Raw genomic sequence first — 15,568 nt, forward strand, 5'->3', positions numbered from 1 at the left:
CTGCTCCGAACCCGTAATGCCGTGATGCGTCCCGCAGGGGAGAACGGGGCCGGTTCGTCAGGCAGAGCGATGCCTCAAAGGAACTCTGATGGGCACCGGCACACATACCTTTTCTGCCGTCACTATCTGTTCATACGTACGGAAGCTACCATGAATCCAACGACATGCGCCGATATCCTGGCGCGCGTGCGGTCGGCGCGGCCGCTCGTGCACCATATCACGAACTGTGTTACGATCAACGACTGCGCCAATATTACGATAGCCGCCGGTGCCGCCCCGGTGATGGCCGCGGCTCCCGAAGAGGCGGGCGAGATGGTCGGTGCTGCAGGCGCGCTCGTCCTGAACATCGGGACACTCTCCCGCGATCAGGTCGAATCCATGCTCATCGCCGGCGTGAGGGCGAACGAACTCGGTATCCCGGTCGTCCTCGACCCGGTCGGCGCGGGGGCGACACGGCTACGAACCGAGAGTGTCGCGCGGCTCCTCGACCGGATCGAGATCGCCGTCCTGAAAGGGAACGCCGGCGAGATCGGCACGATAGCCGGTACCGGAGGACGTGTCCGGGGCGTGGATTCGGGCGGCGTCACCGGTGACCCGGTCGAGACCGCACGGGAATGCGCTCGCACGACCGGAGCCGTCATCGCGATGAGCGGGGCGACCGATATCGTCACCGACGGCAGAAGGGTCGTCCTGGTAGAAAACGGCACGCCCCTGATGGGGCAACTATCGGGTACCGGGTGCATGGCGGCATCGGTCACGGGAGCCTTCGTCGCGGTCGAGAGCGACCGCACAATCGCGGCGGCAGCGGCGCTCGCGGCATTCGGAAGAGCGGGAGAGCGTGCGGCTGCGAAGGCGAGCGGCCCCTACTCCTTCCGGACGGGGCTTATCGACGAGCTCTTCACCCTCACGGAGGACGATCTCGCCGGACACACACGGGTGAGGACGATCGATGGCCTATGACCTCTACGTGGTGACCGACGAAGCGATCGGCCGCGGCCGGACGCACGCCGAGCTTGCCCGGTCTGCGGTCGCCGGCGGGGCGGATGCCATTCAGCTCCGCGACAAAACACTCTCGTGCCGGGACCTCCTCGCGGCCGCACACGAGATCCGGGCGGTCACCTCTGCAGGAGACGCCCTCTTCATCGTGAACGACCGCCTTGACGTGGCGCTTGCCGCAGGAGCGGACGGCGTCCACCTCGGGCAGAGCGATCTGCCGCTCGAATCTGCACGACGGATCGCACCGCCCGGTTTCATCATCGGCGTCTCCGTAGGATCCGTCGAAGAAGCGGCTTTTGCCGTGGCCGGCGGCGCCGATTACGTCGCGCTCAGCCCGGTATTCTCGACCGGATCGAAAGAGGATGCCGGCTCCGGCTACGGGCTTGCCGTCCTTGCCGCGATCCGGTCGGCAGTCTCCGTACCCGTGCTGGCGATCGGCGGTATCGGGTGCCATAATGTCGGGGAGGTGATCGCCGCCGGAGCCGACGGCGTCGCGGTCATCTCGGCGGTGGTTGGTGCATCGGACGTTACGGCGGCCGTATGTGGGCTGAAATCGCTGATCGCCGCTGCAAAAGAGGGTGGCGGCCGCCGGTGATCCGTCCTACCGGGGGAGGGCCAGCATCCGTTCGATCGCCGTCCGTGCCCGGGCGGCGACGTCTTCCGGCACCGTCACCCGCGGCTTTAGCCGCTCGAGGGCTCGGAGCACCGCGGAGAGATTGGTCTTCTTCATATTGACGCAGATCGCCCTGTTCGAGAGAGGGTAAAAGACCTTCCCCGGGCACTGCTTTTCGAGCTGGTGCAGGAGCCCTACCTCGGTGCCGATGACGAACTCCCGGGCTGTGCTCGTGCAGGCATGCCTGACCATCCCTGAGGTCGAGAAGACGTGATCGGCGAGATCGATCACCCCGGGGCGGCACTCGGGGTGGACGAGCACCTCGGCATCCGGGTGAGCCCGCCGGGCTGCCGCCACTTCATCGGCCGTCATCCGCTCGTGGACGATGCAGTAGCCGTCCCAGGGGAGGACTTCTTTTGCCGTGAACCGGGCGACGTAGCGGGCGAGGTTTCTGTCCGGGAGGAAGATCACCTGTTCCGCGGCGAGCGACTCGACGACGGCGACGGCGTTTGCGGAGGTGCAGCAGATATCGCTCTCCGCTTTTACTTCTGCCGAGGTGTTGACGTAGGCGACGGCGGCGGCATCCGGGAACCGCTGCCGGAGCACCCGCACCTCCCCGGCGGTGATCATCCTGGCCATGGGGCAGCAGGCGTCTGCGGCGGGCAGGACGACCGTTTTCTCCGGCGAGAGGATCGCTGCCGTCTCGGCCATGAAATCGACGCCGCAGAAGACGATGACGTCGCTATCGAGATTCGCCGCCGCTCGTGCAAGTTCGAGCGAGTCTCCGACAAGATCGGCGATATCCTGCACCTCGGGAACCTGGTAGTTATGCGCGAGAACCGTCGCGTTCCGCTCGCCCTTCAGTGCGGCAATCTGCCGGAGTACGGTCTCTCTCTCTCGGGGAGTATCGGAAACGGGGATAGTATCACAACCTGTCTATCTTCGCGGTAGTACCGGGAACGTCACGATGTGACCCTTCCGTGCGGTCTCTTGCCGGCGGCGCCGGCGGTGCCGAATTGCATCCCGCGAATGCTGGATGAACTGGATCTCGCGATCCTGAAAAATGTTCCCCCGAATCCTGCAGGATATTTATGGGGTGGCGGGATCAACCCTCTGCTATATCTATGCATATCATCCTCCCGGATAAAAGCGTGCGGACAGTCTCCTGCACCTCCGCGCCGATAGAGGAGATCCTCCTTTCGCTCGGGATCAACCCGACGACCGTGATCGTCGTGAAAAACGGCAGGGTCGTCCCCGAGGACGTGACGGCGGACGACGGCGACGAGATCCGGATTCTGCGGGTCTCGCATGGCGGGTGATCGGGTGCCTGCCGCAGAGATGCAGTGCGCCCGCTGCGGCGAACCTGCGGTCGTCCACCTCACCGGACCCGATCGACGGCTCTGCGCCGCTCATTTCATCGAGGACGTCGAGACCCGCGTCGCCACCGCTCTTGAATGCGGACGAATGATCACGCCGGGTGACCGGATAGCCGTCGGCCTGAGCGGGGGAAAAGACAGCACCGCTCTTCTCCTGCTGCTCCACCGCCTCGTCCCGCGAACGGATGCGACGCTCGTTGCGGTCACCGTCGACGAAGGGATCGCGGGCTACCGCGAGGAAACCCTCAGGGCCGCCGAGGTTCTGACGGCGGAGCTCGGTGTCGAGCACCGGATCGTCACGTTTCCCGATCTCTTCGGGGGCGATCTCGATAGGCTCCTCGTTGGACGAGAGGCGCAGGGCTGCACCGTCTGCGGCGTGCTGCGGAGGCGGGCGCTCGTCGAAGCGGCACGGCGCACCGGGGCGACAAAACTTGCGACCGGCCATAACCTGGACGACGAGGCGCAGTCGGTGCTCATGAACGTGCTCCGCGGAGACCTCCCCCACCTCCTCCACGATACCGCGACGGGGCTGCCCGGCCAGTTCGTCCCGAGAATAAAGCCCCTTGCCGTCCTCTCCGAGAAGGAGATCACGATATACCTGCTCCTCCGGGCGTACTATCGCGACCTGCCCGAGTGCCCGTATGCCGGCACCGCCCTCCGGTCAGAGGTGCGGACGATGCTCGCGACGATGGAGCACCGCCACCCGGGCACGATGGGCCGTCTCATGCAGTTCCGCGAGGAGATCCGCGGTTCGGCCTCTCCGACGGAGCCTGCGGGGGAGCTTCGCCTCTGCCGTATCTGCGGCGAACTTGCGAGCGGCGAGGTCTGCCAGGTCTGCAGGCTGCTTGGACGGGAAGAGCGGTAGAGCCTGCACGCCCGGGGTGCGGTGGGCATGACTGAAAGGTCTGCGTGCTTTGAACCGGGTGGATCGCGATCCATATCTGTCTGCAGAAAGAGAGATACCAGGAGCATTCTTCGAGGAGATACAGTATGCCGGATACGGACGAGCACGTCATCGAAGCGGTAGGAAAGACCCGGGTCGTCGTCAGGAACGGGAAAGTCGTGGAGGTCGGCGAGGCGATCATCACCGACTGCCCGCTCGCAAAAAGGTTTGCATGCCCGGTACCGGAGATATCGGCGGACGCGGTCAGGGAGAATATCGAGCACCGGATAAAAGCGTTCGGGATGTGCACGCCCGAACGGGTGGTGCTGGAGACCCGTGAGTTCGTTGGCTTCGGAGCGTCCGAGTTGCTCAGTTTCGGGATAAAGGCCGGGCTGATCGACGCCGCAGTTCTCGCCTGTGACGGTGCCGGGACGGTCGTCGTGACCGATCCTGCGATGGTGCAGGGGATCGGCGGTCGGATGTCGGGGCTCGTCCGGACGACGCCGTACCCGTCGGTCATGGACAGGATCGAAGAAGGCGGCGGATTCGTCCTCGACCGCGAGACTGCGGCGATGAACCCTGCGGCGGGGGTCGCGCTTGCAGAGGAGAAGGGCTACCGGAAGATCGCCGTCACGGTCGCGCTTCCGGAAGACGCGGCGGCGATCCGGGAGGCGCACCCCGATGCCTTCATCGTCGCGGTGCACGTCACCGGCATGACCCGTGACGGAGCAGCGACCGTCGCCGCGGCCGCCGACCTCGTGACGACCTGCGCATCGGGAACGGTCAGGGAGATCGCGGGCTCGCGGGCACTCGTCCAGGCCGGGGTCTCGGTACCGGTCTATGCGATGACGGAGCGCGGAAAAGACCTCATCCTCGAGAAGGTACGCAGGTCGGACGAACAGGTGCTGGTAAAGCCGACCCGTCTCCCGGCCATGGGTGGCCGGCAGCCCGAACCCCTTGTCTGACAGTTACTTCGGGTATTATGCCCGGTGTACTGTAACCGCCACCCCCCGGGTGTCTCGACGATGAAGAGTGGCTTTCCCGTCCCAGGCCCTTCAGTCAGGCGTTCCCGGGGTTTCATCGCTCATCTCCTCACTGCACCGGCAGAACTCACGATCTTCTTCCCGGAGCTGTATGCAGATGGCGCAGATCCGTCCGGCGAGGTCGTCGACCTTTCCTTCGCGGAGATCCCGGGCGAGCTCTCTGATCGATGCCTTCACGTCGTTCTCAAAGACGATCCGGTAGCCTCGCTTCCCGGAGAGGTACTGCGAGATCGCCGAAGGCGCCATCCCGAGAAGCCGGGCGGCCTCCTGCTGGGAGACGCCGCACCGGATCAGTTCTTCAGCGATAGCCGCCCGTATTGCGGGCAGCACATCCCAGACAATAGCCTGACAGGGCAACTTCATGATATCACAACGCTTAAGGGATCGTGAATAGTACGGTTAATGGAAATTCACAATTGTGAATTGCGGGGGCTCCGGAAATATCTTTCCCCGGCGCTCTGCCCGCAGCGGAAGTGAACGTTCATGGTTACGAGGCAGGTGTATCTGGATCATGCGGCGACCACGCCGACTCACCCGGAAGTCGTCGACGCGATGCTTCCGTTCTTCTCGGAAAAGTTCGGGAACCCCTCTTCGCTCTACAGCCGGGCGCGGGAGGCGCGTAAAGCCGTGGAAGAAGCCCGCATCAAGGTAGCGACCGCGCTCGGGGCGAGTCCCGAGGAGATCTACTTTACGTCAGGTGGGACGGAGTCCGATAACTGGGCCATAAAAGGGATCGCCGCTGCTCATCGGAAGAAGGGCAATCATATCATCACCTCGTCGATCGAGCACCACGCAGTCATCGACCCCTGCCGGCACCTCGAGAAGCAGGGTTTTTCGGTGACCTACCTTCCCGTCGACGAGTACGGCAGGGTTGACCCGGCGGCGGTCGCGGCTGCTATTACACCCGAAACGATCCTGATCTCGGTGATGACGGCGAACAACGAGATCGGCACCATCCAGCCAATCGCCGAGATCGGGAAGATCGCCCGCGAGCACGATATTTTCTTCCATACCGATGCCGTGCAGGCGATCGGTGCGATACCGATCGACGTCGATGCGTTGTCCGTCGATCTCCTCTCGCTCTCGGCCCATAAATTCTACGGGCCAAAGGGGATCGGGGCGCTCTACATCCGGAAGGGCACCCGGGCAGAGACGCTCATGCATGGCGGCGGCCAGGAGCGGCGCCGGCGGGCGGGCACCGAGAACGTCCCTGGAATTGTGGGGCTCGGAGAAGCGATCGAGCATGCCGTCACCGACCTCGAGGGGCGTACCCGGCGGATCGCCGCGATGCGCGACCGCCTGATTGCGGGCATCCTCGACACGATCCCAAAATCCCGGCTAAACGGTCACCCTACACAGCGGCTCGCGAACAACGTGAATATTGCGTTCCGCTACGTTGAGGGCGAGTCGATCCTGCTGATGCTCGATTACTTCGGGATCGCTGCCTCGACGGGGAGCGCCTGCACCTCGGCGACTCTGGATCCCTCGCACGTCCTTCTTGCCTGTGGGCTGCCGGCGGAGCACGCCCACGGTTCGCTCCGACTCACCCTCGGGGAAGAGAACACGGAGGAGGATATCGACTACGTCCTCGAGGTGCTCCCCGGCATCATCGAACGGCTCCGGAGCATGTCGCCGCTGACACCGACGGATACGAGGTAGGTGCATGACAGGATACAGCGATAGGGTAATGGATCACTTTATGAACCCCCGGAATATGGGGGAGATCGCGGATGCGGACGGTGTCGGCGAGGTCGGGAATCCGGCCTGCGGCGATATCATGAAGATCTGCATCCGGGTGGAGGGCGGCAGGATCACGGACGCGAAGTTCAAGACCTTCGGGTGCGGGGCGGCGATTGCCTCGAGTTCGATGGCGACGGAGATGATCGTCGGCAAGACGCTGAAAGAAGCCTGGGGGGTCACGAACCGGGCGGTCGCCGAAGCGCTCGAGGGGCTCCCGCCGCAGAAACTGCACTGCTCGGTGCTCGCGGAAGAGTGTATTCATGCGGCGATAAACGACTGCCGCACAAAGAACGGCCTTCCCGCATGGGCAGAGGGGCCGGAGGCCGGGGAGTGACCGGCTCCTTCCGCGAGAGCGAGCTCTCGCGTTACGACCGGCAGATCCTCCTCTTCGGTGAGGAGGGGCAGGAGCGGCTGAAGGCGGCGAAGATCTTTATCGCCGGCGCCGGCGGGCTCGGCTGTCCGGTCGCCCTCTACCTTGCCGCGGCAGGGGTCGGGGAGATCCGGCTTGCCGACTGCGACGCCGTCGACCGCACGAACCTGAACCGGCAGGTTCTCCACTGGGAGAAGGATCTCGGTCGCAGGAAGACCGACTCCGCTGCAGAGAAACTCCGTTTGCTGAACCCGGATGTCAGGGTCACGGATCTTCCGGCCACCATCAATGAAGCGAACGCCGCAGCGCTCGTCGGGGACGCCGACCTGATCATCGACGCCCTCGACAACTTCGAGACCCGCTACCTCTTGAACCGGGTCGCGCTCGCGAAGGGTATCCCGTTCATCCACGGCGCTATCCGGGGGTTCGACGGCCAGGCGACGACCATCATCCCTGGTAAGACCGCCTGCCTCCGGTGCATCTTCCCGAGGGCTCCTCCGGCGGAAGTCTTCCCGGCTGTCGGCGTCACGGCCGGGATCATCGGGATGATCCAGGCGAACGAGGCGATCAAGTTCCTCCTCGGGATGGACGGCCTGCTTGCCGGCAGGCTCCTCATCTGGAGCGGGGCTACAACGGAGATGGAGAGTCTGCCGGTTGAGCGGCACCCGGACTGCCAGGACTGCGGCGCGGCGAGGCGGGAGCGATAGAGCCGGTGTTTCTGCCGTCCGCCGCCGGCCGGATCGAGACTTCGAAGAATTTCGTCGTTAACGCTGGGTTTAACTCTCCGGCATGCCGTATAGCAGAGCATGAACCGAAAGATGATCGGCATGCTGATCCTGGCATCGTTCATCGCACTCGGCAGTATCGCTGCGGGGTGCACCGAACTGCCTGGAACGACGGCCGTAGAACCCGTATCCCCCGCCAGGCAGGCGACGGTGGCGGATGCCGCCCGCGGCGTCGCCGCGGGAAACAACGAGTTTGCTTTCGACCTCTACCGCTCCCTCGCGAACGGGTCGGCAACGGAGAATCTCTTCTTCTCGCCCTTCAGCATCTCATCGGCCCTCGGGATCACCTACGAAGGCGCACGGGGAGAGACCGCCGACGAGATACGGTTGGTGCTGCACCTCCCGGTGAATGATACGCTCCGCAGGGAGGGATTCGCCGGGATCAATGCCGGGCTGAACAGCGGCGATGCTAACTACACCCTGCGGACGGCGAACGCACTCTGGGCGGAAGAGACCTATCCGTTCCTCCCGGAGTACATCGAGACGGCGGAGCGTTATTACGACGCGAACACGACGAACCTCGACTTCGTGGGCGCTCCGGAGGAGTCGCGCCTGGCGATCAACCGGTGGGTCGAAGAGCAGACTGAGGATAGAATCCAGGATCTGCTGCCGGCCGGATCGATCACCCCGCTGACCCGGCTCGTGATCACGAACGCCATCTACTTCAAAGGAACGTGGACGCTGCAGTTCGACGCGAACGAGACCGAGGACACTGATTTCCGCGTCTCGCAGAACCAGACCGTCACCGTCCCGATGATGCAGCGGACCGACGAGGATGCCGTCTACCCGTATGCGGAGACCGATTCGCTCCAGGTGCTCGCGCTGCCGTACGCTTCCGGAGACGGGCAGAATCTCTCGATGCTCGTCCTGCTCCCGAAGGACGGGAACCTGACGGTTGCCGAGGAGAGTCTCAACCTGCAGAATCTCTCGGAGCTGCGGCAGTCGCTTGAATCACAGCGTGTCGACGTCTACTTCCCGAAGTTCACGCTCGAGACGGAGTACGGCCTCCCGGAGACGCTCGCGGCGATGGGGATGCCGACGCCCTTCACCGCAGCGGCCGATTTCTCAGGGATGGACGGATCGGAGGATCTCTTCATCAGCGACGTCGTCCATAAGGCGTTCGTCGACGTGAACGAGGAGGGCACCGAGGCAGCGGCGGCGACCGGGGTCGTCGTAAGCCTGACCTCCGTCCGGGAAGATGAGACGCCCGTCTTTAAGGCGGATCACCCGTTCGTCTTCCTCATTCAGGAGAGTGAGACCGGAAACATTCTCTTCATGGGGCGGGTTATGCGGCCGGAGGCGGCCTGAATCCACCCCACCCTCGTCTGCGGCTCTACCGGTTTACTCCCGCCACCGTGGAAGCGTCGCGAGGTACTGCGCCACCATGCCCTCCGCCTTCCCGACCGGCATGCCGAGGTGTGCCGCCATCATCGGGGCATATTTCGCAACCGCCTCCTCCTTCGTGAGATTGGGCTCGGTGAACGCCCCGTCCTTGTAGCAGTGGATACAGTATCTGGTGCTCCGCGATCCGTCAGCCTCCGTTCCGGCGTCCTCGTCCCGGGCGAGGGGCATCCCGCAGCTTGCGCAGACCGGAATCTCCCGCCCTGCCCACCGCTTCAGGCAGGTGAGTTGCTCTCTGCAGAAGTTTTTCGCGTTCCCGACGGGGATCTCGAAGAGCTGCGCCAGTATCGCGCCGCCTTTCTCCGCCATGGCGTCGATGGTGATCTCGGGCTCAGTGAAGGCGCCACGCTGGTAGCAGTTGATGCAGTAGTCATTCGAGCATGTGCCGTCGGCCTCGGTGCCGAAGTCACTCTCCGTTCTCATCGGCATGCCGCAGCTCTGGCATGCTTTCATGGATATCTCTTCCATATCGTCTCCTCCTGATGATCGGTCACTCGTGCATCGTGAAAATGCTCTTAAATTAAGAATGGAGCAGACCCGGAATAAATATTCCTGCCGGGGCTCCGTCACTCCTCCGGTACCCGCCCCGTTCCCGGCCGCCACCGCTGCAGGGCGTACGCGAGAGCCATGCCGGCGATGAACGCGACCGTGAGCCCGACCGCGAGCGTGAGTACGGCGATAACCCCGGTGACGATATACGAATCGGTCTTGATGCTGTGCTTTCCGAGTTCGATCCCGACGAAGACCAGGAGCCCGCCGAAGATGCCGATCGGGATCAGGGTCAGCACCTCGGGAGGCGCGAAGAGCAATGCGAAGGCGAGGATGAAGAGGCCTGCGGCGATGTTCGCTCCACCGGTGCGGGCACCGAACCGGTACTGGGCTGCCATCCCCCCGGCACCGTGGCACATCGGAAACCCGCCGAAGGGTGTCGAGACCAGGTTCATCAGGCCGATCGTCCGGGAGAGGCGGTCGGGTTTGACCTCCTTTCCGAAGAGATCGATCGTCAGGAGCGAAGTCGCGAGGATGGCGTTCGCCAGGGTCAGGGGGATCTGCGGGAGGGCAAGCGTCCATGCACCGCTGATAAAGTCCGCGAACGTGGGAACGATCAGGTGCGGGAGGGGGATGAGGCGGAACGGTGGGAACCCGACCGTGAGGATGCCGGCGGCAAGACCGATCGCGATCACGACCAGGGCCGAAATGTCCGGCAGCCGGGTCCGGTTTGCGAGAACGAAGAAGACGAGGATGATGGCGATCGAGAGCACGGCGAAGAGAAGATCGTCGATAATATAGCCAAGCGACGTCCTGAGCAGCAGGAGTGCAAGCCCTGCCTGGACACCGCGGATGACGCTCTGCGGGATCCACTTTCGGATACGCTCCATCCCGCCGATGACCCCGAGGATGAAGAAGAGGACTCCGAGAGTAATTCCCGCTGCCGCGATTACATCTCCTGTTATTCCTTCGGCGATGACGATCGCCCCGATGGCCTTCATCGGTTCGATAGGAATCGGGAGCCTGTAGTAGAGGCCGGCGATGATGTACCAGGCCGCGAGGAAGAGGAAGATGTGGCTGATATTGACATCCGAGACGAGGGCGACCCCGAGGATGATCGGGAATATCGTGCCGATATCCCCGAGTCCGCCTGCGATCTCCTCAAGGGTGAACCGGATGCCTCCGGGATCGCTTCCCGTCTGAGCGTGCGATGCCACTCCCTTCCTCACGGGTAGTCTGTAGGCGGTAATGATGTTTGTTGATTTCGGTACCGGCATGAAAGCGGTGATCCGGATCATGCATGAGGTTATCGTCCGTTGCGTGTGGATCCGGGTCTTTTCTGCTTCTCCTTCAGCGTGAACCTGTTCTCCGGGTCTTGCCGGACCCCTCGTGCCGTCCTGCACCCGGAATCTGCGCCTGGCCGAATTTAAGTAAAGTTAATCAATTTAACTTAAGCGCCTTGCTGATGTGCTCCAATATAAACAGTTATCTTCTGCGGTCGGTCAATCCTTTTTATGCACAACAAACGGATTGTTTTCATGCTGCTGCTCGTCACCTGTGCATCCGTCTTCATCTGCGGATGCACCGGTCCTGCAGCAACTGCTGAGTCGAATGAAGCCACAGGCGAGTCTGCATCGCTCCTGGTCTACTGCGGTGCCGGCATGCGTGAACCGATGGATGAGATCGGTACTGTCTTTACGGAGAAGTACGGTAACGCCGTAAACTACAATTTCGCTGGTTCGAGTGCACTGCTCTCGCAGATGGAACTGGTTAAGCAGGGCGATGTCTACATGCCGGGCGCGACCTCGTACTTCGATGCTGCCCGCGAGAAAGGCTTTGTCGAGAAGGAAGAACTCGTCGTCTACCACGTCCCGGTGATCGTCGTGCCGAAGGGCAACCCGGCAAATATCACCTGTCTTGCCGACCTCGCACGGCCGGGAGTCAAGGTGGAGCTCGGCGACGCGGAGGCCTGTGCCATCGGCAAGCTCTGTGACAGCCTGCTTGCTAAAAACGGTATCAAGGACGAAGTCTTTGCCAACACCGTTGCACGCACGGCGACGGTGAACGAGCTCATCGTCCACACCTCGCTCGGACAGACAGATGCCGCGATCGTCTGGGAGGATCTCTACGAAAGCGAGAAGCTCGACCTTGTCAAGATCCCGAAGGAGCAGAATATCATCAAGATCGTTCCCATCGGCAGTCTGACCTTCTCCGAACAGAAGGAGCTCGCCGATCAGTTCGTCGCGTTTGTCTCCTCCGATGAGGGTAAGGCGATCTTCACTGCACACGGATTCACGACCTACCCCGACTCCTACTACGGGACGGTCTGATCGGGTTACTACACGAGGGGATGGTAATTACCGTGAACAGAAACTACCAGGACGTGAAAACCATGGAGATCCGATACCGACCGATAGGCATCGTTCATTCAGAGTTCACCGAGCAGGATGAGACACCGATTCAGGGGATCTTCAACGAGTCAGTTGGACGGGTTGAGGTCTTCCCTGAGTACGCGGAGGGACTGCGGGACATCGAGTCCTTCTCGCACATAATTCTCCTCTACCATTTCGACCGGGCGGGTGAGTGCACCCTCCTCCAGAAGCCGTTCCTGGACGGCGAAAAGGAGCGCGGTATCTTTGCCATCAGGCACTTCAAGCGCCCGAACCCGATCGGCATCTCGATCGTCAGGCTGCTCGGCGTGCACGGGAACGTGCTCGAGATCAAAGGGGTGGACGTCCTCGACGGGACGCCGCTGATCGATATCAAACCCTATGTCTACCGGTTCGATCACCGCGATGAAGTCCGGAGCGGATGGGTAGACGACCAGCACATCGACGACATCGCCGAGTGGAACAGCACGCCAAGGGCGCTACGGGACCGGGAGAGGACGAACCAGTGAGAGGTCTTTTCCGCTCGCCGCTGAAGGTAGTCACTATCGGCGCGGGCGTTGGGCTCGCCACGTTCATTGTGGTGCTCCTCGTTATGGTGATGAGCCATCCGACTCTGGACGGCCTCATCTCCTCACTCCTCTCTTCCGAGATCCGGTTCGCCATCTACCTGAGCCTGGCGACGTCGTTTGTCTCGACGATCCTCTGCATCCTGATCGGTGTTCCGGCGGCGTACGCACTTGCACGCTACGACTTCTTCGGGAAGCACGCCGTAAACACGATCCTCGACATGCCGCTCGCGCTCCCGCCGCTCGTGGCGGGTGTCGGGCTGCTGCTCTTCTTCGGTGCGAGCCCGATAGGAAAAGCGCTGGCGATGGCGGGACTGGTCTTCGTCTTTACGCCTCTCGGGATCATCGTCGCGCAGTTCTTCGTCAACGTCCCCTTTATGCTGCGCATCATGCGGTCCACCTTCGAGGGGATCAGCCCCCGGTACGAGTACGTGGCAAAGACGCTCGGGTGCACCGATACCCAGGCGCTCTGGCGTGTTACCCTGCCGATGGCGGCGAATGGGTTCCTTGCAGGCTCGGTGATCACCTGGGCGAAGGGTATTGGGGAGTTCGGTGCCGCGCTGATGATCGCCGGGGCAACCCGCATGGTGACCGAGACGCTGCCGATCTCCCTCTTCCTGAACATGTCGTGCGGGAAACTGAACCTCGCCATCTCGGCGGCGACCATCCTGATCGCCATCAGCGTCGTCTCGCTCTACGTCTTCGAACGCTACGGCGGGTGGGCGCGCCTGTAGGAGTGAACGGATGCTGCAGATAACGAACGTATCAAAGGATATGGGTGAATTTTTCCTCGACAGCGTCTCGCTTGAGGTTCTGGACGGGGAGTACCTGGTGATCATCGGCCCGACCGGAGCGGGAAAGACGATCCTTCTCGAGACGGTTGCCGGAATCTACGAACCGGACTCCGGAGAGATCCGCCTCGACGGACGCGAGATCACCGATGCACCGCCGAAGGATCGGAAGATCTGTATGGTCTATCAGGACTACATGCTCTTCCCGCACCTGACGGTTGAGGAGAATATCGGGTTTGGCCTGAAGTCGAAGAAGGTCCCGAAAGAGGAGATTGCTGAGGCGGTCCGGAAGTATGCGACGATGCTGAACATCGCCCACCTGCTCCACCGGTATCCGGGCACGCTCTCCGGCGGCGAGCAGCAGCGGGCTGCGATTGCGCGCGCGATGGTTATGAGCCCGCGAGCGCTTCTCCTGGACGAGCCTCTCAGTGCGCTGGATGCAAAGACCCGCGAGATCCTCCGCAGGGAGCTCAAGTCGCTGCATGCCCTCACGAAGACGACCGTCATCCACATAACGCACAACTTCGAGGAGGTCTTCGATCTTGCCGACCGTGTCGCTATCATGAATCAGGGTCGGATCGTCCAGATCGGGATGCCCGACGAGATCTTCCGGCGGCCGAAGGACCGGTTTGTGGCAGACTTTGTGGGTGCGACGAATGTTTTCCGGGGTGTATCGTCCGTTGATGACGGCATCGCCGTTATCGCGATCGACGGGCCGCAGATACGTGCTCATTCGGCTGAGGAAGGAGAGGTCTACGTCTCCGTCCGGCCGGAGGATATTCTGATCTCAACAGAGCCCCTCGCTTCGCCGGTGCGGAACTCATTCCCCGGAACGATCCGCGAGATCGTGCACGTCGGCGCAGTCGTCAGGCTCACGGTTGATGCAGGAGCGGAATTTATCGTTGCCCTGACACGGCAGGGATTCGAGGAGACCGGTCTTTCCGTCGGCGATCCGGTTTTCATCGCATTCAAAGCCACTGCCGCCCACGTCTTCCCCGGCGGGAACGCCTGAGTCTCCCGGACCCCCCCTCATTCTCTTCTCGGGGCGATAGCGGTGAAGCGTCCCGGATGCCTGCGACGACGGTGCCCCCGCGCCCGGGCTCCGCCGGATGATCAGGCTCTCCGTGTGGTGCCGGGAGACGCACTGCCGGGCGGTCTGTGCATATTCCGGGTTCCCGGGATCGGTGAGAACCGTATGAAAAACCCTGGCCGCCCATTTCTTGCCGTAACGGCGTTTTATCCGGAATCTATCCGTATCCGGGGGCTTTTCTTCGGTGGAGACTGCCCGGTTCTATGGCTTTAAATCGGCAGAGTGCCAATATCTCCGGAATGGAGCTGACCATCCTCGCCAGCGGAAGCAAAGGAAACTCTGCCTACCTGAACGGTGAGAGCGGTGCGCTGCTCATCGACGCCGGGCTGAGTGCACGCGAACTCCTTCGCCGTCTCGGCCGTGCCGGCGGGGATGAAAAGCGAATCGAAGCAATTCTCCTCACGCACGAGCACTCGGATCACCTGCGCGGCGCAGACGTCCTCGCGAGGAAGCTCGGCGTCCCCGTCATCGCCACGGAAGGGACGCTGGCGGCGTTCTTCAATAAGTTCGGAGACCGGGGATGCGTCAAGGCGGAGCGGTGCGTTACGGGGGAGTCTTTTTCCCTCGGCGACTTTACCATAGAACCGTTTGCAATATCCCACGACGCCCGGGAACCCTGTGGTTACTGTATCGGCGAGCAGGATCTCCGGATCGGTTGCTGCACCGATACCGGCATCGTCACCGACGGGATGATGGAGCGCCTCGCCGCCTGCGACGCGGTTCTCCTCGAGAGCAACCACTGTCCTGAGATGCTCGAGAACGGCCCCTACCCCGTTTACCTGAAACAGCGGATCCGGTCGAAGCGTGGCCACCTCTCAAACTCCGCTGCATCACTCTGCCTCAGGACGATGGCCGGCCGGGTGGACTCCGTCCTCCTTGCTCACCTCAGTGAGGTGAACAACACCCATGAAAAAGCGCTCTCGACCGCTCTTAACGGTCTCGGTCTCTACGCCGACCGGATGCAGATCTCCGTCGCCCCGCAGCACCCGTGGGATGACAATCCCGCCGGGTGTGGCCTCCGCCTGTAAGGCGGCG

At 62.6% G+C, this 15,568-nt stretch carries 18 protein-coding genes; 14 read left to right on the forward strand and 4 right to left on the reverse strand.

Going from position 1 to position 15,568, the window contains the following annotated elements; translation table 11 throughout:
- The first annotated feature begins 150 nt into the window (after positions 1–150).
- Both thiM and thiE read left to right on the forward strand, forming a co-directional pair.
- The gene (gene thiM, locus ABH15_RS04485; protein WP_128693144.1) at positions 151–960 is read left to right on the forward strand and encodes a hydroxyethylthiazole kinase; all 810 of its coding nucleotides are present in this window, start codon (positions 151–153) and stop codon (positions 958–960) included.
- Positions 950–1,591, forward strand: a complete 642-nt coding sequence (thiE, locus tag ABH15_RS04490) for a thiamine phosphate synthase (RefSeq protein ID WP_128693145.1) — start codon at positions 950–952, stop codon at positions 1,589–1,591. Before thiM ends, thiE begins: the two co-directional genes overlap by 11 nt.
- Positions 1,592–1,597: 6 nt before the next feature.
- On the opposite strand, the gene nadA is transcribed toward thiE, so the two are convergent.
- Positions 1,598–2,530, reverse strand: coding sequence for a quinolinate synthase NadA (gene nadA, locus ABH15_RS04495; RefSeq protein WP_128693146.1), 933 nt, complete (start codon positions 2,528–2,530; stop codon positions 1,598–1,600).
- A 203-nt stretch (positions 2,531–2,733) separates the two neighbouring features.
- Between nadA and ABH15_RS04500 the strand changes: the two genes are divergently transcribed.
- From ABH15_RS04500 to ABH15_RS04510, 3 genes are all read left to right on the forward strand, one after another.
- Positions 2,734–2,928, forward strand: coding sequence for a MoaD/ThiS family protein (locus ABH15_RS04500; protein WP_128693147.1), 195 nt, complete (start codon positions 2,734–2,736; stop codon positions 2,926–2,928).
- A gap of 19 nt (positions 2,929–2,947) precedes the next feature.
- Positions 2,948–3,850 (forward strand): TIGR00269 family protein, encoded by a 903-nt coding sequence (locus ABH15_RS04505; RefSeq protein ID WP_241648002.1) that lies wholly within the window; start codon positions 2,948–2,950, stop codon positions 3,848–3,850.
- Positions 3,851–3,975: 125 nt separating this feature from the next.
- A complete protein-coding gene (locus ABH15_RS04510; RefSeq protein WP_128693149.1) occupies positions 3,976–4,833 on the forward strand; it encodes a methanogenesis marker 8 protein in 858 nt (285 codons plus the stop codon).
- A gap of 90 nt (positions 4,834–4,923) precedes the next feature.
- Here ABH15_RS04510 and ABH15_RS04515 read toward each other — a convergent pair whose 3' ends face one another.
- A complete protein-coding gene (locus ABH15_RS04515) occupies positions 4,924–5,274 on the reverse strand; it encodes a transcriptional regulator (protein WP_128693150.1) in 351 nt (116 codons plus the stop codon).
- Between the two features lie 120 nt (positions 5,275–5,394).
- Between ABH15_RS04515 and nifS the strand changes: the two genes are divergently transcribed.
- From nifS to ABH15_RS04535, 4 genes are all read left to right on the forward strand, one after another.
- A complete protein-coding gene (gene nifS / locus ABH15_RS04520) occupies positions 5,395–6,570 on the forward strand; it encodes a cysteine desulfurase NifS (protein ID WP_128693151.1) in 1,176 nt (391 codons plus the stop codon).
- Positions 6,571–6,574: 4 nt separating this feature from the next.
- Positions 6,575–6,985 carry a Fe-S cluster assembly scaffold protein NifU gene (gene nifU, locus ABH15_RS04525; protein WP_128693152.1) on the forward strand — a complete coding sequence of 137 codons (411 nt, stop codon included), beginning with the start codon at positions 6,575–6,577 and terminating at the stop codon, positions 6,983–6,985.
- On the forward strand, positions 6,982–7,728 hold the full coding sequence (locus tag ABH15_RS04530) for a HesA/MoeB/ThiF family protein (protein ID WP_241648004.1): 747 nt from the start codon (positions 6,982–6,984) through the stop codon (positions 7,726–7,728). The genes nifU and ABH15_RS04530 overlap by 4 nt, the downstream gene beginning before the upstream one ends.
- Positions 7,729–7,827: 99 nt before the next feature.
- On the forward strand, positions 7,828–9,114 hold the full coding sequence (locus tag ABH15_RS04535; RefSeq protein ID WP_128693154.1) for a serpin family protein: 1,287 nt from the start codon (positions 7,828–7,830) through the stop codon (positions 9,112–9,114).
- Positions 9,115–9,147: 33 nt separating this feature from the next.
- On the opposite strand, the gene ABH15_RS04540 is transcribed toward ABH15_RS04535, so the two are convergent.
- Positions 9,148–9,675 carry a zinc ribbon domain-containing protein gene (locus tag ABH15_RS04540; protein ID WP_128693155.1) on the reverse strand — a complete coding sequence of 176 codons (528 nt, stop codon included), beginning with the start codon at positions 9,673–9,675 and terminating at the stop codon, positions 9,148–9,150.
- 98 nt (positions 9,676–9,773) lie between these two features.
- Positions 9,774–10,913 carry a putative sulfate/molybdate transporter gene (locus ABH15_RS04545; RefSeq protein ID WP_241648005.1) on the reverse strand — a complete coding sequence of 380 codons (1,140 nt, stop codon included), beginning with the start codon at positions 10,911–10,913 and terminating at the stop codon, positions 9,774–9,776.
- A 297-nt stretch (positions 10,914–11,210) separates the two neighbouring features.
- On the opposite strand from ABH15_RS04545, the gene modA reads away from it, so the two are divergent.
- The 5 genes from modA (at position 11,211) to ABH15_RS04570 (ending at position 15,561) form a co-directional block, all read left to right on the forward strand.
- On the forward strand, positions 11,211–12,026 hold the full coding sequence (gene modA / locus ABH15_RS04550; RefSeq protein ID WP_128693157.1) for a molybdate ABC transporter substrate-binding protein: 816 nt from the start codon (positions 11,211–11,213) through the stop codon (positions 12,024–12,026).
- 20 nt (positions 12,027–12,046) lie between these two features.
- On the forward strand, positions 12,047–12,595 hold the full coding sequence (gene tsaA / locus ABH15_RS04555; protein ID WP_241648006.1) for a tRNA (N6-threonylcarbamoyladenosine(37)-N6)-methyltransferase TrmO: 549 nt from the start codon (positions 12,047–12,049) through the stop codon (positions 12,593–12,595).
- Positions 12,592–13,386 (forward strand): ABC transporter permease, encoded by a 795-nt coding sequence (locus tag ABH15_RS04560; RefSeq protein WP_241648007.1) that lies wholly within the window; start codon positions 12,592–12,594, stop codon positions 13,384–13,386. The genes tsaA and ABH15_RS04560 overlap by 4 nt, the downstream gene beginning before the upstream one ends.
- A gap of 10 nt (positions 13,387–13,396) precedes the next feature.
- Positions 13,397–14,455 (forward strand): tungstate ABC transporter ATP-binding protein WtpC, encoded by a 1,059-nt coding sequence (wtpC, locus tag ABH15_RS04565; RefSeq protein WP_128693159.1) that lies wholly within the window; start codon positions 13,397–13,399, stop codon positions 14,453–14,455.
- 317 nt (positions 14,456–14,772) lie between these two features.
- Positions 14,773–15,561, forward strand: coding sequence for an MBL fold metallo-hydrolase (locus ABH15_RS04570; RefSeq protein ID WP_128693160.1), 789 nt, complete (start codon positions 14,773–14,775; stop codon positions 15,559–15,561).
- Positions 15,562–15,568 lie beyond the last annotated feature (7 nt).

Origin of the sequence: Methanoculleus taiwanensis (genome assembly GCF_004102725.1) — an archaeon.
GTDB lineage: Archaea > Halobacteriota > Methanomicrobia > Methanomicrobiales > Methanoculleaceae > Methanoculleus_A > Methanoculleus_A taiwanensis.

Excerpts from the sequence above, each read along its gene's own strand:
- ABH15_RS04500 (WP_128693147.1), top strand. The coding sequence starts at position 2,734 with ATGCATATCATCCTCCCGGATAAAAGCGTGCGGACAGTCTCCTGCACC.
- modA (WP_128693157.1), top strand. The coding sequence starts at position 11,211 with ATGCACAACAAACGGATTGTTTTCATGCTGCTGCTCGTCACCTGTGCA.
- tsaA (WP_241648006.1), top strand. The coding sequence starts at position 12,047 with ATGGTAATTACCGTGAACAGAAACTACCAGGACGTGAAAACCATGGAG.
- wtpC (WP_128693159.1), top strand. The coding sequence starts at position 13,397 with ATGCTGCAGATAACGAACGTATCAAAGGATATGGGTGAATTTTTCCTC.
- ABH15_RS04515 (WP_128693150.1), bottom strand. The coding sequence starts at position 5,274 with ATGAAGTTGCCCTGTCAGGCTATTGTCTGGGATGTGCTGCCCGCAATA.
- thiM (WP_128693144.1), top strand. The coding sequence starts at position 151 with ATGAATCCAACGACATGCGCCGATATCCTGGCGCGCGTGCGGTCGGCG.
- ABH15_RS04570 (WP_128693160.1), top strand. The coding sequence starts at position 14,773 with ATGGAGCTGACCATCCTCGCCAGCGGAAGCAAAGGAAACTCTGCCTAC.
- ABH15_RS04535 (WP_128693154.1), top strand. The coding sequence starts at position 7,828 with ATGAACCGAAAGATGATCGGCATGCTGATCCTGGCATCGTTCATCGCA.
- thiE (WP_128693145.1), top strand. The coding sequence starts at position 950 with ATGGCCTATGACCTCTACGTGGTGACCGACGAAGCGATCGGCCGCGGC.
- nifU (WP_128693152.1), top strand. The coding sequence starts at position 6,575 with ATGACAGGATACAGCGATAGGGTAATGGATCACTTTATGAACCCCCGG.
- nifS (WP_128693151.1), top strand. The coding sequence starts at position 5,395 with ATGGTTACGAGGCAGGTGTATCTGGATCATGCGGCGACCACGCCGACT.
- ABH15_RS04540 (WP_128693155.1), bottom strand. The coding sequence starts at position 9,675 with ATGGAAGAGATATCCATGAAAGCATGCCAGAGCTGCGGCATGCCGATG.
- ABH15_RS04510 (WP_128693149.1), top strand. The coding sequence starts at position 3,976 with ATGCCGGATACGGACGAGCACGTCATCGAAGCGGTAGGAAAGACCCGG.
- ABH15_RS04505 (WP_241648002.1), top strand. The coding sequence starts at position 2,948 with ATGCAGTGCGCCCGCTGCGGCGAACCTGCGGTCGTCCACCTCACCGGA.